Raw genomic sequence first — 23,166 nt, forward strand, 5'->3', positions numbered from 1 at the left:
CTGCGACCTTGCTGCGACGAAGCGTAGACCTTAGGGAACGCGCATGAAGCGCAATACCGGCCAGGACCGCAGCATCACCTCGCAATGGCGCCCCGCCACCCAGGCGGTGCGCGGCGGCACGATGCGGTCGGAGTTCGGCGAGACGTCGGAGGCGATCTTCCTAACGTCGGGCTATGCCTATGACTGTGCGGGCGACGCGGCGGCGCGCTTCGCCGGCGAACAGTCGGGCATGACCTATTCGCGGCTCCAGAACCCGACGGTCGAGATGCTGGAGCATCGCATCGCCCTCCTGGAAGGGGCCGAGGCGTGCCGCGCGACGGCCAGCGGCATGGCGGCGATGACCGCGGCGTTGCTCTGCCAGCTGTCCGCGGGCGATCATGTCGTCGCGGGCCGCGCGCTGTTCGGGTCGTGCCGCTGGCTGACCGACACGCTGCTCCCCAAGTTCGGCATCGCCACGACGATCGTCGATGCGCGCGACGCCCAGGCGTTCGCGGACGCCACCACCGACAAGACCAAGCTCTGGTTCTTCGAGACGCCCGCCAATCCGACGATGGATGTCGTCGACCTGCGCGCGGTGTGCGATCTTGCCAGGGCAAAGGGCGTGCGGACCGTCGTCGACAACGCGTTCGCTACTCCCGCGCTTCAGCGGCCGATGGAGTTCGGCGCCGACATCGTCGCCTATTCCGCGACCAAGATGATGGACGGGCAGGGCCGCGTGCTGGCGGGCGCGGTGTGCGGGACCGAGGATTTCATCCTCAATGAGCTGCTGCCGTTCACGCGCAACACCGGGCCGACGCTCTCCGCGTTCAACGCCTGGGTGGTGCTGAAGGGGCTGGAGACGCTCGACCTTCGCATCCGCCGCCAGTCGGAGAACGCGCTGGAGGTCGGCCGCTTCCTCGAAGGGCGCGTCCCGCGCATCAACCATCCGGGCCTGCCGAGCCACCCGCAGCACAACCTCGCGCTGTCGCAGATGGCGATGACGGGGCCGATCTTCTCGTTCGAGGTGGATGGCGGGCGCACACAGGCGCACGGGTTGCTCGACGCGCTGACCCTCATCGATATCTCGAACAATATCGGCGACTCGCGCTCGCTGATGACGCATCCCGCCTCGACCACGCATTATGGCGTAGCCGAGGAAAAGCGGCTGGAGATGGGCGTGACGGAGGGGCTGCTACGCCTCAACGTCGGGCTCGAGGATCCCGCCGACCTGATCGACGATCTCGACCAGGCACTCCGGCAGGTCGGCCTATGAAGGCGCTGTTCACCGAGGAGGCGCGAACGCGCGGCGTCGTTGTGCGCACGTCGGTCAGCTATCTGCCCGAGCAGTCGGAGCCGGCGCGTGGTCGCTGGTTCTGGGCCTATCACATCCGCATCGAGAACGAGGGCGAGACGGGCGTCCAGCTCCTCACGCGGCACTGGATCATCACCGACGGCCGCGGCGCGCGCCATTCGGTCGAGGGCGAGGGCGTCGTCGGCGAGCAGCCGATGATCGCGCCGGGCGGCAGCTTCGACTATGTTTCCGGCTGCCACCTCGCGACGCCGACGGGATCGATGCAGGGCAGCTATCACATGCTGGCTGAGGACGGATCTGCGTTCGACGTCGCCATCCCCAAGTTCGGGCTGATCGCCCCGGCGGTCGCGGGATGAAGCGCACGCATCTTCCGCTCAATGGCCTGCGCGTGCTCGACGCCGCGGCGCGGCACCTGTCGTTCACCCGCGCCGCCGACGAGCTGGCGGTGACCCCCGCCGCGGTCGGGCAGCAGATCCGCGCGCTGGAGGATACGCTCGGCGTCGTGCTGTTTCGTCGCACCACCCGCGGGCTGGAGCTGACGCCGGAGGGCGAGCGCGGGCTGGTCGCGCTGCGTGACGGCTTCCTCCAGTTCGAGGAAGCGGTCCGCGCGATGCAGGCCGGGCAGTCGTCGCGGTCGCTGACGATTGCCGCGCCGCGCGACCTGACGCACAAATGGCTGATGCCGCGGCTCGCCGCGATCGCCGAGAGCGACCCCGACCAGCGCTTCACGCTCGTCGCGGCGGAGGATGGCGTCGACTTCGCACAGGCCAACCTCGACCTCGCGATCCGCTGGGGCGAGGGGCCGGGCGAGCATGAGGGCGAGGCGCTCGAATCCGACGGCATGGTGACGGTGGCGGCGCCGGGCGGCGGGGCCGACACGCGCATCTCCTGGCCCGGCTGCCTTAACGAGGAAGCGGTGTCGCGCGTCGCGGTCGGCGATGCGGGCCTGGCGATCGACGCCGCTGCCGCGGGCCTCGGCTTCGCGACGGTGCCGGAACTGCTCGCACGCGCCGATCTCGCCGCCGGGCGGGTGGTATCGGTGGGCGAGCCGACGCCCTATTCGCGCGGCTATTGGATGGTCGCGCCGTTGCCGCAGTGGCGCCAGAAGAAGGTGCGCGCGCTGGTCGACGCGCTGGCGGCATGACCCCGCGCGAACTGCCGGTGCTGCGCAGCGAGCGGCTGGTGCTGCGCCCGCGCGAGGCACGCGATGCCGAGGCGCTGCACCCGCTGTTCGCCGATGTCGAGGCGATGCGATATTGGTCGGGCCCGCCGCACCGCGACGTGGCCGAGACGCTCGCCTCGTTCGACCGCAACGAGCCCGCCTGGCGCGTGTGGGCGATCACCACCCCCGCCAACGACCATGCGATCGGCTTCGTCGCCGCGGGTGAGGACTGGAAGGGCAACGTTACCGAAATCGGCTACATGCTCGGCCGTGCGCATTGGGGCGGCGGCATCGCGCAGGAAGCGGTCGGCACGGTGATCGACCGCATCTTCGCCGAGGGTCAGCGGCGCGTCTATGCCGATACCGATCCCGACAATACGCCCTCGCGCGCGATGCTCGAGCGGTTGGGTTTCAAGCTCGAAGGCATCCTTCGCGCCGAGTGGGAGACGCATATCGGCGTCCGCGACACCGCGCTCTACGGCCTGCTCGCCGGCGAATGGTCAGCGGGCCGCGCCGATCAGGTCGAGCGCGCGCGCGACGAGGTTGTCGAGGGCTGACGGCTCGATCGCGCCGTCGCCGCGATGCTGGCTGGCGGCCACGACATACCATCTGCCCGACCGATCGCGCGCGAGGTGGTTGAGGCTGAGTATGCCCGGCTCCGACCCGCCCTTGTAGCCGACATAGGCCAGGCCATGGCGATCCGCGCGCGCGGTGGCGAGGATGGCGAGCGCCTGCGATCCGCCCTTGCGCGACAGCCAGTCGAGCGTCCGTGCCATCGCGCGCGGGCTGGCGAACCACTCGATCTCCGGCCGGACGGCGGTGTCGCCGAACAGCGCCGGGTCGAGCGGCACCTTGGCAAGTGCCGGATCGGCAAGGCGGGCGCGGCGCTGCTCGGGCGTGAGCGTCGCCCAGCCGGTGGCGAGCGCGGCGGCGGCGGGGTGCTTGAGCCGGAACGCTTCAGCCGTGGTCAGCACGGGCAGGCTGGCGGCACCCAGCGCCTGTGCCCGCGCATCGACGGCGTCGCGGCCGAGCAGCGCGACCAACGTGTCGGTGGCGGTGTTGTCGCTGATCGAGATCATCAGCGTCGCCAGCGCCTGAAGCGTCATCGGCGTGCCCGCGGGCCAGTCCTGGGTGATCCCGCTGGCAAGCGAGCGGGGGCCGAGCGGCGCGACCTCGTCCCAGCGATGCTTCCCGTCCGCGACCTGCGCGGCGAGTTCGGCGAGGACCCACAGCTTGAACGCCGAACCGATCGGCGCCGCCGCCTCGCCGCGATGCTCGCCGATCGCGCGCGGGCTCGGGTCCTCCAGCGCATAAATGCCGAAGCCGGTGTCGCCGGGCAGCCGCGCCGCCTCTGCGACGATCCCGGCGAAGCTGTCGGCGAGCGGCGCGGTGCCGACGATTGCGAAGCCCGCGACCTGCCGCGTGCCGCCGGGCGCCAGCGTCAGCCGGACCCGCGCGCGCCCGCGCTCGAACATCAGGCTGGCATCCGCCTCCAGCGCGTTGTGTCGCTCGACCCGGCCGATGCCGGTCGGTTTGCCCAGCCCGGTGCGAAGCTTCGCGGCGATCGCATCGAAGCGCGGTTTGGGCACCTCGGTGCGAAAGCGCTCGCCGAACGTGGCCGCATAGTCGCCGCTGCCGCCGAGCAGCGCGACGATCTCGGCCAGGCGCTTGTCGGCGTCGGCGGGGCGGGCTGGACGATTGCGGGGGCGGGGCGGCCTGGCATGTCCGACCCTCGCGCATCGCCGTGGCTGGCGCAATCAGACGGCGACGATCTCGCGCAGGATAGCCTCGAGCACGGGCATCCCGGTATCGGTCGTGCGAAGGCGGTCGCCGTCCCGTGCGAGCAGGCCCTGGTCGATCAGCAGGTCGACCCGCTCCCCGCGCAGCGGCGGCTCGCCGCCCGTCAGCGCGGCGATGCGCGGCATGTCCACGCCCTCGCGCAGCCGCAGCCCCATCAGCAGCGCCTCGACCGCCTGTTCGTGGCCGGGCAGCGCATCCTCCGCCTCGATCCCGTGGCCATTGCGGGCGAGCGCGTCGAGCCAGTTCTCCGGCTTCTTGCGCCGGAACGTCGCATGGCCGCCGCGTCGCCCGTGCGCGCCCGGCCCGACGCCGAGATAGTCGCGATACCGCCAGTAAGTGAGATTGTGCCGGCTCTCCTCGCCCGGTCGCGCATGGTTCGACACCTCATAGGCGGGCAGCCCCGCGGCCTCGGTCATCGCGCGCGTCAGCTCGAACAGGTCGGCGGCGTCGTCGGCGTCGGGGATCGTCAGTTCCCCCTTGGCGGCGAGCGTAGCGAAGCGCGTGCCGGGTTCGATCGTCAGCTGATAGAGCGAGAGGTGCCCGGTGCCGAAGCCGATCGCGCGGCCAAGTTCCGCCTCCCATTCGGCCATCGACTGGCCGGGGCGGGCATAGATGAGGTCGAACGACACGCGCGCGAACGCCGCCTGTGCGGTGTCCAGCGCCGCCAGCCCCTCGCGCACCGAATGCGCGCGGCCCAGGAACGCGAGTGCCGCATCGTCCAGCGACTGCAGGCCGAGCGACACGCGGTTGACCCCCGCCGCCGCCAGATCGGCAAAGCGCGCCGCCTCGACCGAGGAGGGGTTGGCCTCCAGCGTGATCTCGCAATCGGGCGCGAGACCCCAGTGCCGATCCGCCGCCTCGATCAGCGCGGCGACGGTGTCGGGCGGCATCAGCGAAGGCGTACCGCCGCCGAAGAAGATCGACCCGATCGGCCGCCCGGCCGCGACCCCGGCCTCATGCGCCAGATCGGCAAGCAACGCCGCGCGCCACCGGTCCTGGTCGACCGCGTCACGGACGTGGCTGTTGAAGTCGCAATAGGGGCATTTGGAAACGCAGAACGGCCAGTGAATGTAGAGGGCAAGCGGGTCGGCAGACATGGAGGCCGCCATGCCCGATGCTGGCTCCCGCGAAAAGCCGTCAACGCCTTGACAGCCTGTTAGCCCTCTAACATCATAGTTAGATGGCAAACAATAAGGCGTCTGCCGAGTCTGGATTGGTCGGAGCGTGGGCGAAGCGCTGCTACTTCGCCGGCCGTGCGCTGATGGAGGAGGCATTGCGCCCGCATGGCCTCGGCGCGACGCAATGGTATGTCCTGCATCAGCTGGCGCAGGGCGGCCCGACGATGCAGCGCGAGTTCGTTCCGCTGCTCCAGGTCGAACGCGCAACGGTCAGCATCGTCATCGCAGCGCTCGTTCGTAAGGGCCTGATCGAGCAGGTGCCGGACACCGCCGACCAGCGCCAGAAGCTGCTTCGCCTGACGCCTGCCGGCGCCGCGCTGTGGCATGAACTGCCCGACCTCAGCTTCATCCATGACGAGGCATTCGGCGGGTTCACCGATGCCGAGATCGAGACGACGTCACGCGTGCTGATGGCCGCGACCCGGCGTCTGAACCAGCGACTGAAAAGGAAGTAACATGACGATCCTCGTGACTGGCTCGACCGGCCTGGTCGGCGAACGGCTGTTGCCGCGACTGGTGGAGGGCGGAGAAGTCTGCCGCGCGCTGGTGCGGCCGGGGAAGGTGGCGCCCGCCGACGTTCAGACGGTGACGGGGGATCTGTTCGATCCGGCGGCACTCGCCGACGCCGTCAGCGGCGTGTCGGCGATCATCCATCTGGCAGCGGTGTTCCGCACGCAGGACACCGACTTGATCTGGAAGAGCAATCTCGAGGGAACACGCAACCTGATCGCGGCGGTACGGGCCCATGCGCCCCGCGCCCGCTTCATCCTGGCGAGCACGTCCAACGTCTATGACCGAAACGGCTCGCGTCCGGGCAGGGAAACCGACATGGTCGCGCCGGAGCAGGCCTATCCGGCGAGCAAGGTCGCGGCCGAGCGGGCGCTGTTCGAAAGCGATCTGAAGGCCGCGGTGCTTCGCTTCCCGTTCGTCTATGGGGACGGCGACGGCCACCTTGCCATGCTGCCCAAGCATGTGGGCGCGTTCGGGTTCCACCCCGCCAACCGGCTGAGCACGATCCATCACCGCGACATCGCGACCGCCATGAAGCTGGCCTTGGCCGGCACCTTCGACGGCCGCATCGTCAACATCACTGACGAGGCGCCAACGACCCTCTACGAGCTGATCGGGCTGGTCGGGGAAGAGATGAACCCGTCCGCGGAAGCGATGCAGAACCCTTGGTACCTTCATGTCGACGGCTCGCTCGCCCGCTCGATGGGGTTTCAACCGACGATCAGGACGGTCCATCAGGCTGCGCAGGCGGGGATCCTCTAGGTCGCAGCATCGGCGCGCGCCGCGTTAGATCAAGCCGGCTCGATCTCCGCATTGGCGAGGCCGAGCGGCTTCAGCACGTCGAGCGCGCGCTGCGACAGGAGCAGCCGGCCGTCGGGGGCGGTGGCGATGTCGCCGTCCTTGGCGGGCTTCAGCCAGGCAAAGGCGGGCAGCGCGCCGTCCTTTGCCTTTGCACTCATGAAGTCGGGCGAGACGGTGATCGTCACCGTGTCGAACGCCGCCCCGGATAGACCGGCGGCCTTGATCGCGCGGCGCGCCTCTTCGGTGACGACGAACACGGGGAAGCTTTCGAGCAGGCAGTCGCCCAGCCACCCTTCCATCCGATATTCGAGGCGGCGCACGACCGGCGGGTGCGTCGAGGTGTCGAGGTCGGTCGCCGGGCCCAGGCTGCCGGCGACTTCGGGCTCGACGTAGAAGCGGTCCATGTTACCTCACCGGTGGATTGAACTGGGTGCCGTACTTGGCATCGATCTCGGTGGCTTTGTCCAGTAGCTGCTGCTGCGTCGCGGTGGAGTTCTCGCGATAGAATTTGTTCCATTCGCGGCGGATCTGGCTGAGGTGCAGCTCCGAATTACGTTCGTTGGGGATGCCGCGCAGATTCTCGAGCGAGTGCATCTGCCCCTCGGTCACGACGCCGGGATAGCGGGTCAGCACCTGCTGTTCGACGGCGTGATGGACGACGACCTTGCCTTCGAGCGACGGGTTGGCGGCAAAGAAGGTGCCGCGATAGTCGGTGGAGACGGCGTTGCCGAACCGTGCGCCCTCTGCGTTGCGCGTGCCGGCGGCGAAGAAATCGTCGAGTTGCCGCTTGGTCGCCTCAAGCGATTCGCGAGCGCTGGCGGGAAGGGCGTTGAGCGCGCCTTCAGGGATCGCGTCGATCGCGCCCTTCACCTTCTCGAGCGCGGGGGCGAGCGTCTGGCGGAGCGCGGGGTTGTGCGCGACCGCGCTCACCGAATCGCCGACCGTCTCGGCCCATTTGCCGATCTTGCCGAGCTTGGCGGTGTCGCCCAGGATCGGCAGCATCGACGCGCCGGAGATGAGGCCGTTGACCGCGTGGCCGCCGGCCTCACCCCAATTGCCCGAGAGGAGCGAACCGAACGCGCGGCCGGCGGAGATGACGCCGTTGGCGCCGTCGCTGATCGGGGTGGGGTCGAACAGCCCGGCGATGTCGAGCGCCATCTGGCCAAGGTCCAGGCCGAGCTGCACCGGATCGGGTCCGGTGCCGGGCGCGGGATTGTCGTTGGCGGGGGCGTCCAGCGCGCGGGCGAGCTCGCCGCGCTCGACGGGGGTAAGCTGTGCCTCGACCTGCTGCTGGAGCGCCGAGGTGGCGCCGGGGTTGCCGGCGCCAAGCTCGGTCAGGCGTGCGGCGAGCGCCGGGGCGTCGAAGCTGCCGGTCGCCCGCGCATCGAGCGCCAACTGGGCCGCCTGATCCTGCGGCAGCGACGCCCCGACGTTGCTTGAGCCCGCAACCGATGCGGTTTCGGCGACCATGACCTGACCTTTCCAGCAACCCGATGCCGGCGGTTAGAGCAGGTTCGTGGGCGTCCCGCCCTCCGCGGAGCGACTAGCGGGCCTAGTCGGATCGACTAGGCGCCTCCCCGGCCGGGGGAGGCGCGTCGGGGTCACACTTGGGCGAGGCCGCCATCGGCGAAGACTTCGCCGCCGGTCATGAAGCTGCTGTCGTCGGAGGCGAGGAAGGCGGCGACGGCGCCGATCTCGGCGGGTTCGCCGATGCGGCCGATCGGCGTGCCTGCGCCCAGCGCCTCGATCGCCTCGATCCCGACCACTTCGCCGGCAAGCTCGGTGCGCGTCGGCCCGGGCGAGAGCACGTTGACGCGGATGCCCGTTCCGCGAAGGTCGAGCGCCCAGCTTCGCGCGAGATTGCGCACCGCCGCCTTGGTCGCGCTGTAGAGGCTGAAACCGGGCGTCCCCATCACCCCGGTCGTCGATCCGGTGAGGATGATCGATCCGCCCGCCTGCATCAGCGGCAGGCCCTTCTGCACCGTGTCGATCGTCCCACGGACGTTGACGTCGAACGCCTGGTCGTACTGCGCGCGCGTCAGCTCGCCGAGCGGGGCGACGCTGCCGGTGCCGGCGTTGGCGAACAGAATGTCGAGCCGGCCATGCCCCTCGCGTACCGCGTCATAGAGCCGGTCGAGGTCGGCCGGGTCGGTGACCGAACCCGCGACCGCGCTCGCCTGTCCGCCCAGTTCCTCGACAGCGGCGTCGAGCGGCGCCTGGCGTCGGCCGAACAGATAGACGAACGCGCCTTCCTCGACGAACCGCCGTGCTGCGCCCAGGCCGATGCCGGTGCCGCCGCCAGTGATGATCGCAACCTTGCCCTTCAATCGTGTCACGTCCTTTGCTCCTGTCAGTGATGGACAGGAGCTGGCGGGGCGCATACCTATCGACAAGTATGCACCTTTTGGTAAGTATCAAAATATGAGCGAACCCGAACTCGATCCGGTCGCCGGCTTCAGCTGCGGCCTCGACGCCACCCTCCGCATCATCTCGGGCAAGTGGAAGCCGCTGATACTCTATTTCCTGCGGCAGGGGCCGAACCGCTATGGCGAGCTCAAGCGGGCGGTGCGCGGCGTTAGCGACAAGGTACTGATCCAGCAGCTCAAGGAGCTGGAGGCCGATGGCGTGCTGATCCGCCACGATTATCGCGAGGTGCCGCCGCGCGTCGACTATGCGCTGACGCCGCTGGGCGAGGGGCTGGCGGAGGCGCTTCGTCCGCTGTGCGAGTGGGGCAGCGCCAACCTGGAGGCGGTCGCGAAGGTGCTGGCGGAGCGCGCCAAGTGGAGCGACGCGGCGTAAGCCGCGAGCCCCAACGAAAAAGGGAGGCGCAATGGCCTCCCTCCCGCCGCTTCAAGCGGCGCCAAGCTGATCGAGGATCAGTTGCTGTCGGGCGAACCATCGTCGCCGACCGTCAGGCCGACCACGAGAATCGCGACGATGCCCGCGCCGAGCAGCAGCCCAGCGGCGCCGGCACCGCCCAGCGCGCCATTGGCGTTCCGGGTCTGGGTCGAGGCGCGAACCTGCTTCGCAACCGACAGGCTGGAGGCGGGATTGGCGGCGAGCGGCGCGGCCGCCATGGTGGTGGCGGCAAGCGCCAGGGCGATCTTCCCGATCATCGGAACGCTCCTTCAAAGACAGACACAACAAACGGTGCGCGGATGCACACCAAGCGTTCCAACAGCTTAGACCACAGTTTGTTGCAGATGCGAACCGTTTTATATGACGGATGCGACGAGTTGATGGAACGCGTCGGCGCGGTGGCTGGTCGCGTGCTTCGCCGCCGGGTCCATCTCGCCGTACGTTTCCTGGCCGCCGTCGGGCAGGAACATCGGATCGTAGCCAAATCCCTTGTCGCCGCGCGGCGGCCAGACGAGCGTGCCGTCCACGCGCCCTTCGAACCATTCGACATGACCGTCGGGCCAGGCGAGCGCGAGCGCACAGACGAAGTGCGCCGCGCGGGTGGGGACGGGATCGATCGCGGCGAGCTTGTCCTCGACTGCCTGCATCGCGAGCGCGAAATCCTTGCTCGGCCCGGCCCAGCGCGCGGAGAAGATGCCGGGGTCGCCGCCCAGCGCCTCGACGCACAGCCCCGAATCGTCGGCGAGTGCGGGAAGGCCGGACAGGTCGGCCGCCTGCATCGCCTTGAGCTCCGCATTGGCGACAAAGGTCGTGCCCGTCTCCTCGGGCTCGGGCAGGTCGAGCTCGGCGGCCGACACGGGCTCGATGCCATAGGGGGCGAGCAGCTCGCGGATTTCGCGCACCTTACCCTGGTTGTGGCTGGCGATGACGAGCTTGCCGGGGGCGAGCTTGCGGATCGCCTGCGGCTCCTTGCCCTCGCCGCTCATCGGCCGATCGCCTTTCGCTGCGCCTCGAAGATGCCGTTGCAGCCGATCCGCGCGAGGCGGAGGAGGCGAAGGAGCGATTCCTCGTCATAGCAGGCGCCCTCGGCGGTCGCCTGCGCCTCGGCGATCTTGCCGTCGCCCAGCAGCACGAAATTGGCGTCGGCGTCGGCCGCCGAATCCTCGGGATAGTCGAGGTCGAGCACGGGCGTGCCGTTATAGATGCCGCAGCTTACCGCCGCGACCTGGTGCAGGATCGGGTCGGTGGTGAGCTTGCCGTCCGCCATCAGCTTGTCGACCGCGAGCCGCAGCGCGACCCACGCGCCCGAGATCGAGGCGGTGCGCGTGCCGCCATCGGCCTGGATCACGTCGCAATCGAGCGTGATCTGGCGCTCGCCGAGCTTCTTGAGGTCGGTGACCGCGCGAAGGCTGCGGCCGATCAGCCGCTGGATCTCCTGGGTGCGGCCCGACTGCTTGCCCTTGGCCGCCTCACGGCTGCCGCGGGTGTGGGTCGCGCGCGGGAGCATGCCATATTCTGCGGTGACCCAGCCCTCGCCCTTGCCGCGCAGGAACGGCGGCACCCGCTCCTCGACGCTGGCGGTGACGAGGACGCGCGTGTCGCCAAAGCCGATCAGCACCGATCCTTCGGCATGGCGGGTGAAGTTCGGCTCGATCGTGATCGCACGCATTTCGTCGGGGGCGCGGCCGGATGGGCGCATCGGTTCAGCTCCTATATCGTTGGGGCGGGCGAATAGACCGGCGATGGCCGCCACGCCAGCCTGACGACAAGGGGAACCCGAATGAACCTGCGCCTTCTCGCCCTCGCGCCGCTCACACTCGTCGCCGCCTGTGCGATGCAGCCCGGTGTCGAGGCCGGTGCGCCCGTCGCGATCGAGCGCACCGCCGTCACCTATTCGACCGAGCCGTGCCGCGGTTTCTGCCCCGTTTATTCGGTGACGGTGACGCCGGAGGGCGAAGGCGTGTTCGAGGGTCGCGAGCACACCGCGGTCAAGGGCGAGCGCCGCTTCACCGTCGACGCCGCCACCGCCGCGCGCTTCATCGAGCATGTCGGCGCGGTAAAGCCGGCTGCCGGCGATCGCCGGATTGAGATGGACACCCCCGATTGCGGGATGGTCGCCACCGACCTGCCGGCGATCAACGTGCAGTGGAACGCGAACACCGGCGCCGCCCCGCAGATGCTCCACCTCTATCTCGGCTGCCGCTCCGACGAGGCGGCGCGCGTCAAGGCGGTGCTGCAATCCGCACCCGACCTGCTTCCGATCGCCGCCTTCATCGGAAAGCGCTGAGCGGTGGCCATTCATCTCGCAGCCTTGGCCGCATTGCTCTCGCCTGCCCCGGCCGAGGCTGAGACGATCACGCTGGAGATGAGCGGCTGCTACGGGACTTGCCCGATCTACCGAGTGACCGTCGATGAGCGTGGCAACGGCGTGTTTGTCGGCAAGCGCTTCACTTGGGTCAGCGGCGAGCGGCACTTTCCCCTGCCAACGGCCACGTTCGATCGCTTCCGCCGGCATCTGGAAGCCGTCAGACCCAAGTCGGGTGACCTGACGGCGACCGGCCTGTCTCCGGCCTGCGCCGGAGATACGAACCTCCTTGTCTCCGATGGTCCGACCGCGACGATCAGCTGGTCCGGGGGAGGTCAGCGGGCGCGGCAGACGCTGGTCTTGTATCTCAGCTGTCCGGGGCGGGAAGCCAGGCGCTGGAGCCGGACGGTGCAATCCGCACCCGACCTGCTCCCGATCGGCGAGTATATCGGAACCCGTTGAGCCCGGCGCCGCACGGCCCTAGATCAAAGGGATGACACCGCCGATCCATGAGATGACCGACCGCGCGCGCGAGGTGTTCCGGATCGTCGTCGAAAGCTACCTCGATACCGGCCTGCCAGTGGGGTCGCGGACACTTTCGAAGATGTCTGGCCTCAACCTTTCGCCCGCCAGCATCCGCAACGTGATGCAGGACCTGGAGGAATATGGCCTGCTCGCCGCGCCGCACACCAGCGCGGGGCGGATGCCGACCGAAAGTGGCCTGCGCCTGTTCGTCGACGGCATGATGCAGGGCCACGAGCCCTCGCCCGAGGAGCGCGCGGCGATCGAGCGCCAGTCGAAGGAAGGCGGCCCGGTCGAGGAGGCGATCGCCAACACGACCGCGGTGCTGTCGGGCCTGTCGGCCTGTGCCGGTCTCGTCCTCGTCCCCAAGCGCGAGCCGCGGCTGCGCCAGGTCGGGTTCGTGCCGCTCAGCCACGACAAGGCGCTGGCGGTGCTGGTCGGGGAGGACGGGTCGGTCGAGAACCGGGTCGTCGACCTGCCGCCGGGGCTGCCTGCCTTCGCGCTGGAGCAGGCGGCGAATTATCTTTCCGCGACGCTCGCCGGGCGGACGCTCAGCGAAGCGCGCTCGCTACTGGGCCGGGAGATCGCGCGCGAGCGGGCGGCGCTCGATGCGGCGGCGCGCGACCTGGTCGAGCGCGGGCTCGCCGTCTGGAGCCAGGACGGCGGTGCGCGGCCGGTGCTGATCGTCCGCGGCCAGGCGCGCTTGCTCGACACCGGTGCCGCCGAGGACCTCGACCGCGTGCGCCAGCTTCTCGACGAACTGGAGGACAAGGAGGAGATTGCGCGCCTGCTCGATTCCGCGCGAGAGGGCGATGCGACGCGCATCTTCATCGGGTCGGAGAACAAGCTGTTCGCGCTGTCGGGCTCGTCGGTGATCGCCAAGCCGGTGCGATCGCTGGACGGGCGCGTTGTCGGCGTGGTCGGCGTGATCGGGCCGACGCGGTTGAACTATGCGCGCGTCGTGCCCATGGTGGACCTGACGGCCGCGACACTGTCGCGCCTCCTCAGCTGATTCAACATTCGACTGACCGACAGGGGCTTATGGAACACGAAGAAACAACGGCATCGGCGACCGCGACGGCCGACGCCGAGGCACTGCGCGAGGCGACCGCCGACGCCGCACCGGAGGTCGCCGAGCATGACCGCCACGCCGAGCTTGCCGAGGAACTGGCCGAGGCCAAGCGCCAGGTGCTCTATGCCCAGGCCGAGGTGCAGAACGTCCGCCGCCGCGCCGAGAAGGAAGCCGCCGACGCGCGCACCTATGCGGCGACCGCGTTCGCGCGCGACATCCTGTCGGTCGCCGACAACCTGTCGCGTGGCCTGTCCGCGATCCCCGAGGATGTCCGCGGCGAGGAGCGGTTCAAGGGGCTGGTTACCGGCCTGGAGGCGACCGGCCGCGAGCTCGACAGCATCTTCTCGCGCCACGGCATCACCCGCATCGCCGCGGTCGGCGAGACGCTGGACCCCAACCGCCACCAGGCGATGTTCGAGGTGCCGACCGCCGACCAGGCGCCCGGCACGATCGTGCAGGAGATTCAGGCCGGCTACATGATCCGCGACCGGCTGCTGCGCCCGGCGCTGGTGGGCGTGGCGAAGGCGGGGGAGTAAGCCATCCTCCGCTCGTCACTTGCTTCGTCATCCCGGACTTGATCCGGGATCCCGCTTCTTCTCAGGCCTGGGCGAAGGCAGCGGAACCCCGGATCAAGTCCGGGGTGATGGGTTGGAGAGGGTGCGCCAGATAGCGGTGGTCGCACCCTCCCCAAAGCGCACGCGACTTTTCATCCCATGCGCCTTATCTATCCCAGCATGTCGAACCGCATCGCCACGCTTCCCAATCGCCGCGCGATCATCGATCGCCGTGTCGTCGCCGACCGGCTTACGGCGGTAGAGGGTAAGGGCGCGGCGCTGCGTCAGGCAGGCACGGTGGTGCTCAAGGCGGCGCTGGATGATGGCCGCGCCGAGATCGAGCGGCGCTTTGCCGAGCATCCGACGCGTGGCCTCGAAACCGCGGCGTCCTATGCGTTTCTGACCGATCAGCTGCTCCGGCTGCTGTGGGACTTCACCGTCCAGCGCATCTATCCGAACAACAATCCGACCGCCGCCGAGCGCATGACGCTGATCGCCGTCGGCGGATATGGCCGTGGCGAGATGGCGCCGCATTCGGACATCGACCTGGGCTTTCTCACCCCTTGGAAACGGACGGGCTGGTGCGAGCAGGTGATCGAATCGATGCTCTATGCCCTGTGGGACATGGGGCTGAAGGTCGGGCATTCGTCCCGCTCGCTGGACGAGATGGTCAAGATGGCCAAGTCCGACGTGACCATTCGCACCGCATTGCTCGAAGGGCGCTACGTCTGGGGGGACACCGCGCTCTATGACGATGCGTCGCGGCGGTTCCGGCTGGAGGTGCAGTCGGATACGCGCGGCTTCATCGGGCTCAAGCTGGCGGAGCGCGACCAACGGCATCGCAAGATGGGCGACAGCCGCTATGTCGTCGAACCCAATGTGAAGGAGGGGAAGGGCGGGCTTCGCGACCTCCACACCCTGTTCTGGATCGGCAAGGACGCATACGGCGTCCAGCGCGCGGCCGAACTGGTCGAGAAGGGCGTGCTCGGCGCCGCCGAGTATCGCCGCTTCCACCGCGCCGAGAACTTCCTGTGGGCGGTGCGCTGTCACCTGCACCTGATCGCCGGCCGGGCCGAGGATCGCCTGACCTTCGACATGCAGCGGGAGATCGCGGCGCGGATGAACTATGCGGACCGGCCCGGCAAGCTCGCGGTCGAGCGGTTCATGCAATTCTACTTCCTTCAGGCCAAGACCGTCGGCGACCTGACCGGCGTGTTCCTGGCGCATCTGGACGAGAGCTTCGCCTCGCGCGGGCGGCGGTTCGGGTTGCCGTTTATCCGGCGGAGTCCGCGCAAGATGAAGGGCTTCGTGCTCGACCGCGGTCGCCTGGCGCTTCCCAACGACCAGTTCTTTCGCGAGGACCCGGTGCGCCTGGTCGAGCTGTTCGCGCTCGCCGACCTGCACGGCGTCGAGGTCCACCCACAGGCGATGCGGATCGCCGCGCGCGATGCCAAACTGATCGACGATTACCGCACCGATCGGCGCGCCAACGCGCTGTTCATGGACCTGCTGACGTCCCCGCGTGATCCCGAAACGGTGCTGCGCTGGATGAACGAGGCGGGCGTTTTCGGCCGCTTCGTGCCCGATTTCGGCCGCGTCGTCGCGCAGATGCAGTTCGACATGTACCACCACTACACCGTCGATGAGCACACGATCCGCGCGGTCGGCCTGCTCGCGCGGATCGAGCAGGGCAAGCTCAAGGACGAGCATCCGATCTCGACCGCGATCTTCCCGCAGATCGTGTCGCGCCGTGCGCTCTATGTCGCGGTGCTGCTCCACGACATCGCCAAGGGGCGCGGCGGCGACCATTCGATCCTGGGCGCCGAAGTCGCCGAGCGGCTCTGCCCCCGCTTCGGCCTGACCGCGGCCGAGACCGAGACGGTGGCGTGGCTGGTGCGCTGGCACCTCCTGATGTCGGCGACCGCGTTCAAGCGCGATCTCAGCGACTTCAAGACCGTGCTCGATTTTGCGGGCGCGGTGGCGAGCCCGCAGCGCCTGATGATGCTGATGGTGCTGACCGTGGTCGACATCCGCGCGGTCGGGCCGGGCACCTGGAACGGCTGGAAGCGGCAGCTGATCGGCGACCTCTATGAGGCCGCCGAGGAGGTGCTGCGCCTCGGCCACAAGCAGCGCGGGCGCGGCGAGCGCGTGGCGGCCAAGCAGGCGGCGTTGGCGCAGGCGCTTGGCTGGGACGACGCAGCGTTCCAAAAGCTCGTCCGCACGCTCCCCGAAAGCTATTGGGTGGCAGAGCCGCTCGACGTGCTGGAGCGCAATGCGCGGCTGATCGAGCGCGCGGCCAATGCAAAGCTGAGCGTGGACACGCAGCCGCATCCGGAGCGCGGCGCGACGCTGGTGACGATCTATGCCGCCGACCATCCCGGCATCTTCTATCGCATCGCCGGTGCGATCCACGCGGCGGGCGGCAACATCATCGACGCGCGCATCCACACGACGCGAGAGGGAATGGCGCTCGACAATTTCCTCGTCCAGGACCCGCTCGGCCGGCCGTTCGACGATCCGGGGCAGATCAAGCGACTGACCGCGGCGATCGGCGACGCGCTGCTCAACCGGGCGCGCATCACCGAACGGCTGCGCGCCAAGCCGCTGACGCGCCCCCGCGCCGACGCCTTCACCATCGAGCCCGCGGTGCTGATCGACAACCACGCGTCGAACCGGTTCACGGTGATTGAGGTCAACGCGCGGGATCGGCCGGCGCTTCTCTTCCACCTCGCGAATGCGCTCTTCCAGTCGAAGGTGACGATCCATTCGGCGCATGTCGCAACCTATGGCGAGCGGGCGGTCGACACCTTCTACGTCACCGACCTGATCGGCGATAAAATCGATTCGACCTCGCGGATGCGCAGCCTTGAGCGCAGGCTGATCGAGGCGGCAGCGGGCGAGGGTGCCCTGGCCGAGGCGGCGTGAAGGAGGACGGACGATGCCGGTCGTGGGCCTTGGCGGTTTCTTCTGGCGGGCACAGGATCCCGCTGCGCTGAAATCATGGTATGCCGAGCATCTGGGTGTCGGCCCGGGACCTGGCGAGTGCTTCTGGCAACCGGAGCCCGGGCCGATGGTGTTCGAGCCGTTCAAGGCGACCACCGACTATTTCGCCGCCGAAAAGGCATTCATGCTCAACCTGCGCGTCACCGACCTCGACTCGCTGTGCGAGCAGCTCAACGCCGCCGGGATCGCGGTCGAGACGCGAGCCGAGTGGAACACGCCCGAAACCGGCCGCTTCGCACGAATCCACGACCCGGAGGGCAATCCGATCGAATTGTGGGAGGCACCGGCATCATGACCCTCAAATGGCTGCTCGCTGGCGCGCCGCTGCTGATCGCGGCGACCGCCCCGGCGGGGCAGGGGCTCGATACGCCGACGCTCCTCTTGATGGTCACCGCGGTAGTTGGGGTGGTGGTGCTGCGCGGCGTGCTGATGCGGCGGCATTTGCGCAAGCGGAGGCCGCGACGGACGGGGAGCGAGGGGCCAGGCATGCGGCGTTCGGGCAGCGAAGACCCGATCGACGCAGACCGCGATCGGGGCAAGTAGCCTAACTGCAACTAACTCGCATTAATTGCGACTCGCTATTGCGAGTGACTTGCATCCTGACACCGCGGCGCTAAAGCGCGCGGCAGAAGGAGACACGTCCCAATGCCTGCACCGTTGTTGCTCGCCGCCCTGACACTGGCCGCGCCGATCGAGGAAGATCATCAGACCGGCCAGGAGATCATCGTCACCGGCGTGCGCGACGAAGCGAGCGAAGACGGCAACTATGGCGTGCGCTCCTCACGCTCGGCGACGCGGCTCGGCCTCAGCCAGAAGGACACGCCCCAATCGGTGAGCGTCGTCACGCGCGCGCAGATCGACGATTTCCAGCTTCGCGACGTCAATACGCTGCTCAGCACGACGACGGGCGTCAACGTCCAACAGGCCGAGACCGATCGCACCTATTACACCGCGCGCGGGTTCGAGATCACCAACTTCCAGTATGACGGCATCGGCCAGCCCTTCGCGTTCGGGCTTCAGAACGGTGCCCTCGATACCGCAACCTATGATCGGGTCGAGGTACTGCGCGGCGCCAACGGCCTCCTGTCGATGACCGGCAATCCGTCGGCCACGATCAACTATGTCCGCAAGCGTCCGGGCACCGATTTCGCGGGAAGCGTCCTGCTGACCGGCGGCACCTATGATACCAAGCGGGTCGAGGGTGACGTGACGGTCCCGCTTGCCGCCGACGGCAGCGTGCGGTCGCGGATCGTCGGCGCCTATCAGGATGTCGGCAGCTATCTCGATCGCTACACCGGCAAGCGATCGGTCCTGTACGGCATCGTCGAGGCGGACCTGACGGACACCACGACGCTGACGATCGGCTATCAGCGGGAGGACAATCGCACCGATGGCGGCCTGTGGGGCGCGCTGCCGCTGTTCACCGCGCAGGGCAATCCCACCGACTATCCGCGCTCGACGAGCACCTCGGCCGAATGGACGCGCTGGAATATCCTGACGCAGCAGATCTTCGGCGACCTGACCCAGGACCTCGGCGGCGGCTGGAGCGCCAAGGCATCGTTCCTGCGCAAGGCGATCGACGAGGATAGCAAGCTCTTCTACGTCTATGGCAATCCCGACGAGACGACCGGCGACGGGCTGTTCGCCTATCCCGGCTGGTTCCGTGGGCCGACGCGCGACCTGACGCTCGACGGCTATGTCACCGGCCCCGTCAACATCGGCGGCCGCGCGCACGAGGTCGTGATCGGCGTCAACCACGGCACCGCCCACCTGATGCAATATTCGAGCTATCCGTCGGCGGGCGCGCCGCTCCCCGGGACCAGCGCGTTTGACGGCAGCATTGCCGAGCCGACCTTCCCGCCGTTCACGCTCAGTGCCGACTACAACACCAAGCGCACGTCGGTGTACGGTCTCGTTCGGTTGAACCCGTTCGATCAGCTCAAGATCATGCTCGGCGGCAACTATACCTGGGTCGAGAGCGGCGGTTACTCGTACGGCGTCGATCGCGTCTATGACGAGAGCCGCGCGCTGCCGTTCGTCGGCGCGACCTTCGACGTCACACCGACGGTCAGCCTGTACGCAAGCTATGCCGAGATCTTCAATCCGCAGTTCGAGATCGGCGAGAACTTCTCGATCCTGCCGCCGGTCAAGGGCGACAATCTGGAGGCCGGCATCAAGGGAAGCTGGTTCGGCAACCGCTTCTATGCCTCGGCCGCGGTATTCCGCGCGACGCAGAACGACCTGGCGGAGGCGTCGATCTTCGACACGACGATTGGGCAGCAGCTCTATCGCCTCATCAACGCGCGGTCCGAGGGGATCGAGCTCGACGTTGGCGGCCAGCCGCTCGCCGGCCTCAACGTCAATGGCGGCTACACGACGCTGCGGCTTCGCGATCCGGCAACCGACTTCGCGGTGCGGACCTATGTCCCGCGGCACACCGCGCGGCTGAACGTCACCTACACCCCGCCGTCGCTGCCGGCGGTGACGGTGGGCGGCGCCGTCCAGTACCAGAGCGAGATCTCGCGCGAGCAGCGGCCGGCTACCGACACATCGGCGGCGATCCGCACCGCGCAGGGAGACTATGCGCTGGTCGACCTGATGGCGCGCTGGTCGATCACGCCGGCACTGTCGCTGACCGCCAATGTGCGCAACCTCACCAACGTGAAGTACATCAGCAGCCTCTTCTGGGAGCAGGGCTTCTACGGCGCGCCGCGGACCGCCAGCGCGACGTTGGGGTTCAAGTTCTGATCGAAAACCGTCACCCCGGCTCAAGGTCGGGGTGACGATTGGTGTTGCCGAAACCGGACAACGAAAGAGGGCGGCCCGAACGGACCGCCCTTTTTCTTGGCCTTCAGCGCGAACTCAGCGCGGGGACAGCACCATCAGCATCTGACGGCCTTCCATGCGCGGATAGCTCTCGACCTTGGCATCCTCGGCGCAATCGGCCTGGACGCGCTGGAGGAGCTGCATGCCGAGCTGGCCATGGCTGAGCTCACGACCGCGGAAGCGCAGCGTCACCTTGACCTTGTCGCCTTCGCCGATGAACTTGTGGATGTTGCGCATCTTCACGTCGTAATCATGGTCGTCGATGTTCGGACGCATCTTGATCTCCTTGATCTCCTGCGTCTTCTGCGACTTGCGCGCGAGGTTCGCCTTCTTCTGCGCCTCGTACTTGTACTTGCCCACGTCGAGGAACTTGGCCACCGGCGGGTCGGCATTGGGCGACACTTCGACGAGGTCGAGGCCGACTTCCTTTGCCTGATCCATCGCTTCGCGCGTGTACATCACGCCCAGATTCTCGCCGTCCTGATCGATCACGCGGACGCGGGGGCTCTGGATGAACTCGTTGAAACGAGGGCCGTTCATGGGCGGTGGCGCCATCGGGCGCCGCATCGGGGGACGTATAGCTTCTTCTCCTAGGACTATTCCGATCGCGCGATATAGTCGTTCGCACCCGATTTTGGAAGCGCCCCGGCCCGACTTTCGGCTTTAGTCCAAGGCGTCGAGGCGCAAGGTGATGCCGGGAAGCAACAACGGCGCGACTTCGTCATGCGCCTCATATTCCTCGACATCGGCATAGCTGCCGCTTTCCGGCACCCGATGGATGCGGATCGTCTGGCGGACCGCATCGACGACCCAGTAGTCCCGCACGCCGTAGCGGGCGTAAAGCGGTGCCTTGACCCGCAGATCATAGGGCAGCGAGCTGTCCGCGACCTCGATGACGAGCAAGAGGTCGGGGCCGCGCAGGTCACGCGGACGGATCGTCTTCGGCGCGACGACCAGATCGGGTTCGAGCAATGTTTCGGGCGCGAACGTAATCGAAGGTGCGGGGTAGAAGCGGGCCTCGGACGGCACCAATGGCGCCAGCGCGCGGACCAGGCGGCCCTCCATGATCGAGTGCCAGTCCGCCTTTGCCGCCGCCATCGGCATCACCTCTCCGTCGATCAGCTCGAACCGATCCCCTTCGCCCAGCACACCCGAGTCGGTCAGCGCATAAACCTCGTCCACCGTCAGGCGGGCGGGGATCAGCCCTTTGCGGATGTTCTGAAAGACGGTCATGGCCTCCAGCCTAGCACAGATCGGGCGGGGTCGCCTCCTGCCGCAGCATCACAATCGCGTCGGCCAGCGGCATCATTCGCTGGCCCTCGCGGCCGAGCGTGCGGATCGCCACGGTGCCTTCCTCCGCCTCGCGCTTGCCGACGACGAGCAGGTGCGGGACCTTGGCCAGCGAGTGCTCGCGCACCTTGTAGTTGATCTTCTCGTTGCGAAGATCGGCGGCGACACGGATGCCCGCGGCCTTGAGCTGGTCCTCGACCGATCGCGCATAATCGTCGGCGTCGGAAACGATCGTCGCCACCACCGCCTGGGTCGGCGCGAGCCACACGGGCAGGCGACCGGCGAAATGCTCGATCAGGATGCCGATGAACCGCTCATAGCTGCCGAAGATCGCGCGGTGGAGCATCACCGGCCGGTGGCGCTCGCCATCCTCGCCGACGTACGACGCATCGAGCCGGTCGGGCAGCACGCGGTCGGACTGGATCGTCCCGACCTGCCACGTCCGCCCGATCGCGTCGGTCAGGTGCCATTCGAGCTTGGGCGCATAGAAGGCGCCTTCGCCGGGCAGCTCTTCCCAGCCATATTCGGGCGTCGCCAGCCCCGCCTCGACCACCGCGGCGCGCAGCTCCGCCTCGGCCTTGTCCCACATTTCCTCGGTCCCGAAGCGCTTCTCGGGACGAAGCGCCAGCTTGATCGAATAGGTAAAGCCGAAGTCGCGATAGATGCGGTCGGCCAGCTCGCAAAAGGCCCGGACCTCGCCCACGATCTGGTCCTCGCGGCAGAAGATGTGCGCGTCGTCCTGCGTGAACTGGCGCACGCGCATCAGCCCGTGGAGCGCGCCATGCGGCTCGTTGCGGTGGCAGCACCCATTCTCGTAGAGGCGCAGCGGCAGGTCGCGATACGACTTGATCCCCTGGCGGAAGATCAGGACGTGCGCGGGGCAGTTCATCGGCTTGAGCGCCATCCAGTCGGCGTCGTCGCTGACGATCGGTCCCTCGTCCTCGGTGTTGGGTACCTCGTCGGGGATGACGAACATGTTCTCGCGATACTTGCCCCAATGGCCCGACGCCTCCCACTGGCGGGCGTCCATGACCTGCGGCGTCTTCACTTCCTGATAGCCGGCACCATCGATCGCGCGGCGCATATAGGCCTCCAGCGCGCGCCAGATGACATAGCCGTTGGGGTGCCAGAACACCGACCCGTGCGCTTCGGCCTGGAGGTGGAACAGGTCCATTTCCTGCGCCAGCTTGCGGTGGTCGCGCTTGGCCGCTTCCTCCAGCCGGTGGAGGTGCGCGTCGAGCTGCTTCTTGTTCAGCCAGCCGGTTCCGTAGATGCGGCTGAGCATCGCGTTCTTCTGGTCGCCGCGCCAATAGGCGCCGGAGACGCGCGTGAGCTTGAACGCGTCGGGTGCGACCTTGCCCGTCGAGGCGAGGTGCGGACCGCGGCACATGTCGAGCCAGGCATCCTCGCCGCGACCGGCACGATAGACGGTCAGCTCCTCGCCGTCGGGCAGTTCGGCGGCCCACTCGGCCTTGAACGTCTCGCCTTCCCTGGACCAGCGCGCGATCAAATCTTCGCGCGCCCAGACCTCGCGGATCAGCGGCTCGTCTGCGGCGATGATGCGGCGCATCTCGGCCTCGATCGCGGGCAGGTCGTCCTCGGTGAACGGCCGGTCCTTGGGGGCGAAGTCGTAGTAGAAGCCATCGTCCGTCGCGGGACCGAAGGTGATCTGCGTGCCGGGGAACAGCTTCTGCACCGCCTCGGCCAGGATGTGCGCGTAATCGTGGCGGACGAGTTCGAGCGCGTCGGCCTCGTCCTTGGCGGTGATGAGCGCCAGCTGCGCGTCGCCCTCAAATGGGCGCATGATGTCGCGCACCTCGCCATCGACGCGCGCTGCCATCGCCGCCTTGGCGAGGCCCGGGCCGATCGCCGCGGCGATGTCCGCGGGGGTGGTCCCCGGCGCAACCTCACGGACGGAACCGTCGGGCAGCGTGATGCGGAACATGGCGGACATGATTTCACCAATTTGTTGAAAGAGCCGCGCATATGGCTT

26 protein-coding genes are annotated in these 23,166 nt (G+C 68.2%); 15 read left to right on the forward strand and 11 right to left on the reverse strand.

Features of this window, described 5'->3' with window-relative positions; translation table 11 throughout:
* Positions 1–43: 43 nt before the first annotated feature.
* From RS883_RS05645 to RS883_RS05660, 4 genes are read left to right on the forward strand one after another with little or no spacing between them, the layout of a single operon-like run.
* Positions 44–1,252 (forward strand): trans-sulfuration enzyme family protein, encoded by a 1,209-nt coding sequence (locus RS883_RS05645; RefSeq protein WP_315763580.1) that lies wholly within the window; start codon positions 44–46, stop codon positions 1,250–1,252.
* A complete protein-coding gene (gene apaG / locus RS883_RS05650) occupies positions 1,249–1,647 on the forward strand; it encodes a Co2+/Mg2+ efflux protein ApaG (protein ID WP_315763582.1) in 399 nt (132 codons plus the stop codon). The genes RS883_RS05645 and apaG overlap by 4 nt, the downstream gene beginning before the upstream one ends.
* Positions 1,644–2,435 (forward strand): LysR family transcriptional regulator, encoded by a 792-nt coding sequence (locus RS883_RS05655; protein ID WP_315763584.1) that lies wholly within the window; start codon positions 1,644–1,646, stop codon positions 2,433–2,435. Before apaG ends, RS883_RS05655 begins: the two co-directional genes overlap by 4 nt.
* Positions 2,432–3,010: a GNAT family protein gene (locus RS883_RS05660; protein ID WP_315763587.1), complete on the forward strand. Its 579-nt coding sequence runs from the start codon at positions 2,432–2,434 to the stop codon at positions 3,008–3,010. The genes RS883_RS05655 and RS883_RS05660 overlap by 4 nt, the downstream gene beginning before the upstream one ends.
* On the opposite strand, the gene RS883_RS05665 is transcribed toward RS883_RS05660, so the two are convergent.
* Positions 2,954–4,210 (reverse strand): serine hydrolase, encoded by a 1,257-nt coding sequence (locus tag RS883_RS05665; RefSeq protein ID WP_315763590.1) that lies wholly within the window; start codon positions 4,208–4,210, stop codon positions 2,954–2,956. The genes RS883_RS05660 and RS883_RS05665 overlap by 57 nt on opposite strands.
* The gene (gene hemW, locus RS883_RS05670) at positions 4,211–5,350 is read right to left on the reverse strand and encodes a radical SAM family heme chaperone HemW (RefSeq protein WP_409977397.1); all 1,140 of its coding nucleotides are present in this window, start codon (positions 5,348–5,350) and stop codon (positions 4,211–4,213) included.
* Positions 5,351–5,433: 83 nt separating this feature from the next.
* Here hemW and RS883_RS05675 point away from each other — a divergent pair, with 83 nt between their 5' ends.
* Positions 5,434–5,886 (forward strand): MarR family transcriptional regulator, encoded by a 453-nt coding sequence (locus RS883_RS05675; protein ID WP_315763596.1) that lies wholly within the window; start codon positions 5,434–5,436, stop codon positions 5,884–5,886.
* A 1-nt stretch (position 5,887) separates the two neighbouring features.
* Positions 5,888–6,703 (forward strand): NAD(P)-dependent oxidoreductase, encoded by an 816-nt coding sequence (locus RS883_RS05680; RefSeq protein ID WP_315763597.1) that lies wholly within the window; start codon positions 5,888–5,890, stop codon positions 6,701–6,703.
* A 29-nt stretch (positions 6,704–6,732) separates the two neighbouring features.
* Here RS883_RS05680 and RS883_RS05685 read toward each other — a convergent pair whose 3' ends face one another.
* The 3 genes from RS883_RS05685 to RS883_RS05695 form a co-directional block, all read right to left on the reverse strand.
* Positions 6,733–7,146: a hypothetical protein gene (locus RS883_RS05685; RefSeq protein ID WP_315763599.1), complete on the reverse strand. Its 414-nt coding sequence runs from the start codon at positions 7,144–7,146 to the stop codon at positions 6,733–6,735.
* A gap of 1 nt (position 7,147) precedes the next feature.
* Positions 7,148–8,212 (reverse strand): hypothetical protein, encoded by a 1,065-nt coding sequence (locus tag RS883_RS05690; RefSeq protein WP_315763601.1) that lies wholly within the window; start codon positions 8,210–8,212, stop codon positions 7,148–7,150.
* A 131-nt stretch (positions 8,213–8,343) separates the two neighbouring features.
* Positions 8,344–9,078, reverse strand: coding sequence for an SDR family oxidoreductase (locus tag RS883_RS05695; RefSeq protein ID WP_315763602.1), 735 nt, complete (start codon positions 9,076–9,078; stop codon positions 8,344–8,346).
* Between the two features lie 85 nt (positions 9,079–9,163).
* Between RS883_RS05695 and RS883_RS05700 the strand changes: the two genes are divergently transcribed.
* The gene (locus tag RS883_RS05700) at positions 9,164–9,541 is read left to right on the forward strand and encodes a helix-turn-helix domain-containing protein (protein WP_315763605.1); all 378 of its coding nucleotides are present in this window, start codon (positions 9,164–9,166) and stop codon (positions 9,539–9,541) included.
* 77 nt (positions 9,542–9,618) lie between these two features.
* Here RS883_RS05700 and RS883_RS05705 read toward each other — a convergent pair whose 3' ends face one another.
* From RS883_RS05705 to rph, 3 genes are all read right to left on the reverse strand, one after another.
* Positions 9,619–9,858 carry a hypothetical protein gene (locus RS883_RS05705; RefSeq protein ID WP_315763608.1) on the reverse strand — a complete coding sequence of 80 codons (240 nt, stop codon included), beginning with the start codon at positions 9,856–9,858 and terminating at the stop codon, positions 9,619–9,621.
* Positions 9,859–9,957: 99 nt separating this feature from the next.
* Positions 9,958–10,587: an RdgB/HAM1 family non-canonical purine NTP pyrophosphatase gene (rdgB, locus tag RS883_RS05710; protein WP_315763610.1), complete on the reverse strand. Its 630-nt coding sequence runs from the start codon at positions 10,585–10,587 to the stop codon at positions 9,958–9,960.
* Positions 10,584–11,300, reverse strand: a complete 717-nt coding sequence (gene rph / locus RS883_RS05715) for a ribonuclease PH (protein ID WP_315763613.1) — start codon at positions 11,298–11,300, stop codon at positions 10,584–10,586. The genes rdgB and rph overlap by 4 nt, the downstream gene beginning before the upstream one ends.
* Before the next feature lie 81 nt (positions 11,301–11,381).
* Between rph and RS883_RS05720 the strand changes: the two genes are divergently transcribed.
* The 8 genes from RS883_RS05720 (at position 11,382) to RS883_RS05755 (ending at position 19,805) form a co-directional block, all read left to right on the forward strand.
* Positions 11,382–11,888: a DUF6438 domain-containing protein gene (locus RS883_RS05720; RefSeq protein WP_315763616.1), complete on the forward strand. Its 507-nt coding sequence runs from the start codon at positions 11,382–11,384 to the stop codon at positions 11,886–11,888.
* A 3-nt stretch (positions 11,889–11,891) separates the two neighbouring features.
* Positions 11,892–12,368 (forward strand): DUF6438 domain-containing protein, encoded by a 477-nt coding sequence (locus RS883_RS05725; RefSeq protein WP_315763619.1) that lies wholly within the window; start codon positions 11,892–11,894, stop codon positions 12,366–12,368.
* A gap of 31 nt (positions 12,369–12,399) precedes the next feature.
* Positions 12,400–13,440, forward strand: a complete 1,041-nt coding sequence (hrcA, locus tag RS883_RS05730) for a heat-inducible transcriptional repressor HrcA (RefSeq protein WP_315763622.1) — start codon at positions 12,400–12,402, stop codon at positions 13,438–13,440.
* A 29-nt stretch (positions 13,441–13,469) separates the two neighbouring features.
* A complete protein-coding gene (gene grpE / locus RS883_RS05735; protein ID WP_315763625.1) occupies positions 13,470–14,036 on the forward strand; it encodes a nucleotide exchange factor GrpE in 567 nt (188 codons plus the stop codon).
* Positions 14,037–14,234: 198 nt separating this feature from the next.
* Positions 14,235–16,979, forward strand: a complete 2,745-nt coding sequence (locus RS883_RS05740) for a [protein-PII] uridylyltransferase (protein ID WP_315764996.1) — start codon at positions 14,235–14,237, stop codon at positions 16,977–16,979.
* A gap of 13 nt (positions 16,980–16,992) precedes the next feature.
* On the forward strand, positions 16,993–17,352 hold the full coding sequence (locus tag RS883_RS05745; protein WP_315763629.1) for a VOC family protein: 360 nt from the start codon (positions 16,993–16,995) through the stop codon (positions 17,350–17,352).
* The gene (locus tag RS883_RS05750; protein ID WP_315763631.1) at positions 17,349–17,600 is read left to right on the forward strand and encodes a hypothetical protein; all 252 of its coding nucleotides are present in this window, start codon (positions 17,349–17,351) and stop codon (positions 17,598–17,600) included. Before RS883_RS05745 ends, RS883_RS05750 begins: the two co-directional genes overlap by 4 nt.
* Before the next feature lie 102 nt (positions 17,601–17,702).
* Entirely contained in the window at positions 17,703–19,805 is a 2,103-nt protein-coding gene (locus RS883_RS05755) for a TonB-dependent siderophore receptor (RefSeq protein WP_315763634.1), read from the forward strand.
* Positions 19,806–19,919: 114 nt separating this feature from the next.
* Here the strand turns inward: RS883_RS05755 and infC are convergent, their stop codons facing one another.
* The 3 genes from infC to thrS form a co-directional block, all read right to left on the reverse strand.
* Positions 19,920–20,450 carry a translation initiation factor IF-3 gene (infC, locus tag RS883_RS05760; protein WP_315763636.1) on the reverse strand — a complete coding sequence of 177 codons (531 nt, stop codon included), beginning with the start codon at positions 20,448–20,450 and terminating at the stop codon, positions 19,920–19,922.
* Between the two features lie 96 nt (positions 20,451–20,546).
* Positions 20,547–21,116, reverse strand: coding sequence for a Uma2 family endonuclease (locus tag RS883_RS05765; RefSeq protein ID WP_315763639.1), 570 nt, complete (start codon positions 21,114–21,116; stop codon positions 20,547–20,549).
* 10 nt (positions 21,117–21,126) lie between these two features.
* On the reverse strand, positions 21,127–23,127 hold the full coding sequence (gene thrS, locus RS883_RS05770) for a threonine--tRNA ligase (protein ID WP_315763641.1): 2,001 nt from the start codon (positions 23,125–23,127) through the stop codon (positions 21,127–21,129).
* Positions 23,128–23,166: the final 39 nt, after the last annotated feature.

The sequence above is a fragment of the Sphingomonas sp. Y38-1Y genome (assembly GCF_032391395.1).
Taxonomy (GTDB): Bacteria; Pseudomonadota; Alphaproteobacteria; order Sphingomonadales; family Sphingomonadaceae; genus Sphingomonas.

Excerpts from the sequence above, each read along its gene's own strand:
- RS883_RS05645 (WP_315763580.1), top strand. The coding sequence starts at position 44 with ATGAAGCGCAATACCGGCCAGGACCGCAGCATCACCTCGCAATGGCGC.
- apaG (WP_315763582.1), top strand. The coding sequence starts at position 1,249 with ATGAAGGCGCTGTTCACCGAGGAGGCGCGAACGCGCGGCGTCGTTGTG.
- RS883_RS05655 (WP_315763584.1), top strand. The coding sequence starts at position 1,644 with ATGAAGCGCACGCATCTTCCGCTCAATGGCCTGCGCGTGCTCGACGCC.
- RS883_RS05660 (WP_315763587.1), top strand. The coding sequence starts at position 2,432 with ATGACCCCGCGCGAACTGCCGGTGCTGCGCAGCGAGCGGCTGGTGCTG.
- hemW (WP_409977397.1), bottom strand. The coding sequence starts at position 5,350 with ATGTCTGCCGACCCGCTTGCCCTCTACATTCACTGGCCGTTCTGCGTT.
- RS883_RS05675 (WP_315763596.1), top strand. The coding sequence starts at position 5,434 with ATGGCAAACAATAAGGCGTCTGCCGAGTCTGGATTGGTCGGAGCGTGG.
- RS883_RS05680 (WP_315763597.1), top strand. The coding sequence starts at position 5,888 with ATGACGATCCTCGTGACTGGCTCGACCGGCCTGGTCGGCGAACGGCTG.
- RS883_RS05685 (WP_315763599.1), bottom strand. The coding sequence starts at position 7,146 with ATGGACCGCTTCTACGTCGAGCCCGAAGTCGCCGGCAGCCTGGGCCCG.
- RS883_RS05690 (WP_315763601.1), bottom strand. The coding sequence starts at position 8,212 with ATGGTCGCCGAAACCGCATCGGTTGCGGGCTCAAGCAACGTCGGGGCG.
- RS883_RS05700 (WP_315763605.1), top strand. The coding sequence starts at position 9,164 with ATGAGCGAACCCGAACTCGATCCGGTCGCCGGCTTCAGCTGCGGCCTC.
- RS883_RS05705 (WP_315763608.1), bottom strand. The coding sequence starts at position 9,858 with ATGATCGGGAAGATCGCCCTGGCGCTTGCCGCCACCACCATGGCGGCC.
- rdgB (WP_315763610.1), bottom strand. The coding sequence starts at position 10,587 with ATGAGCGGCGAGGGCAAGGAGCCGCAGGCGATCCGCAAGCTCGCCCCC.
- rph (WP_315763613.1), bottom strand. The coding sequence starts at position 11,300 with ATGCGCCCATCCGGCCGCGCCCCCGACGAAATGCGTGCGATCACGATC.
- RS883_RS05720 (WP_315763616.1), top strand. The coding sequence starts at position 11,382 with ATGAACCTGCGCCTTCTCGCCCTCGCGCCGCTCACACTCGTCGCCGCC.
- hrcA (WP_315763622.1), top strand. The coding sequence starts at position 12,400 with ATGACACCGCCGATCCATGAGATGACCGACCGCGCGCGCGAGGTGTTC.
- grpE (WP_315763625.1), top strand. The coding sequence starts at position 13,470 with ATGGAACACGAAGAAACAACGGCATCGGCGACCGCGACGGCCGACGCC.
- RS883_RS05740 (WP_315764996.1), top strand. The coding sequence starts at position 14,235 with ATGTCGAACCGCATCGCCACGCTTCCCAATCGCCGCGCGATCATCGAT.
- RS883_RS05745 (WP_315763629.1), top strand. The coding sequence starts at position 16,993 with ATGCCGGTCGTGGGCCTTGGCGGTTTCTTCTGGCGGGCACAGGATCCC.
- RS883_RS05750 (WP_315763631.1), top strand. The coding sequence starts at position 17,349 with ATGACCCTCAAATGGCTGCTCGCTGGCGCGCCGCTGCTGATCGCGGCG.
- RS883_RS05755 (WP_315763634.1), top strand. The coding sequence starts at position 17,703 with ATGCCTGCACCGTTGTTGCTCGCCGCCCTGACACTGGCCGCGCCGATC.
- infC (WP_315763636.1), bottom strand. The coding sequence starts at position 20,450 with ATGCGGCGCCCGATGGCGCCACCGCCCATGAACGGCCCTCGTTTCAAC.
- RS883_RS05765 (WP_315763639.1), bottom strand. The coding sequence starts at position 21,116 with ATGACCGTCTTTCAGAACATCCGCAAAGGGCTGATCCCCGCCCGCCTG.
- thrS (WP_315763641.1), bottom strand. The coding sequence starts at position 23,127 with ATGTCCGCCATGTTCCGCATCACGCTGCCCGACGGTTCCGTCCGTGAG.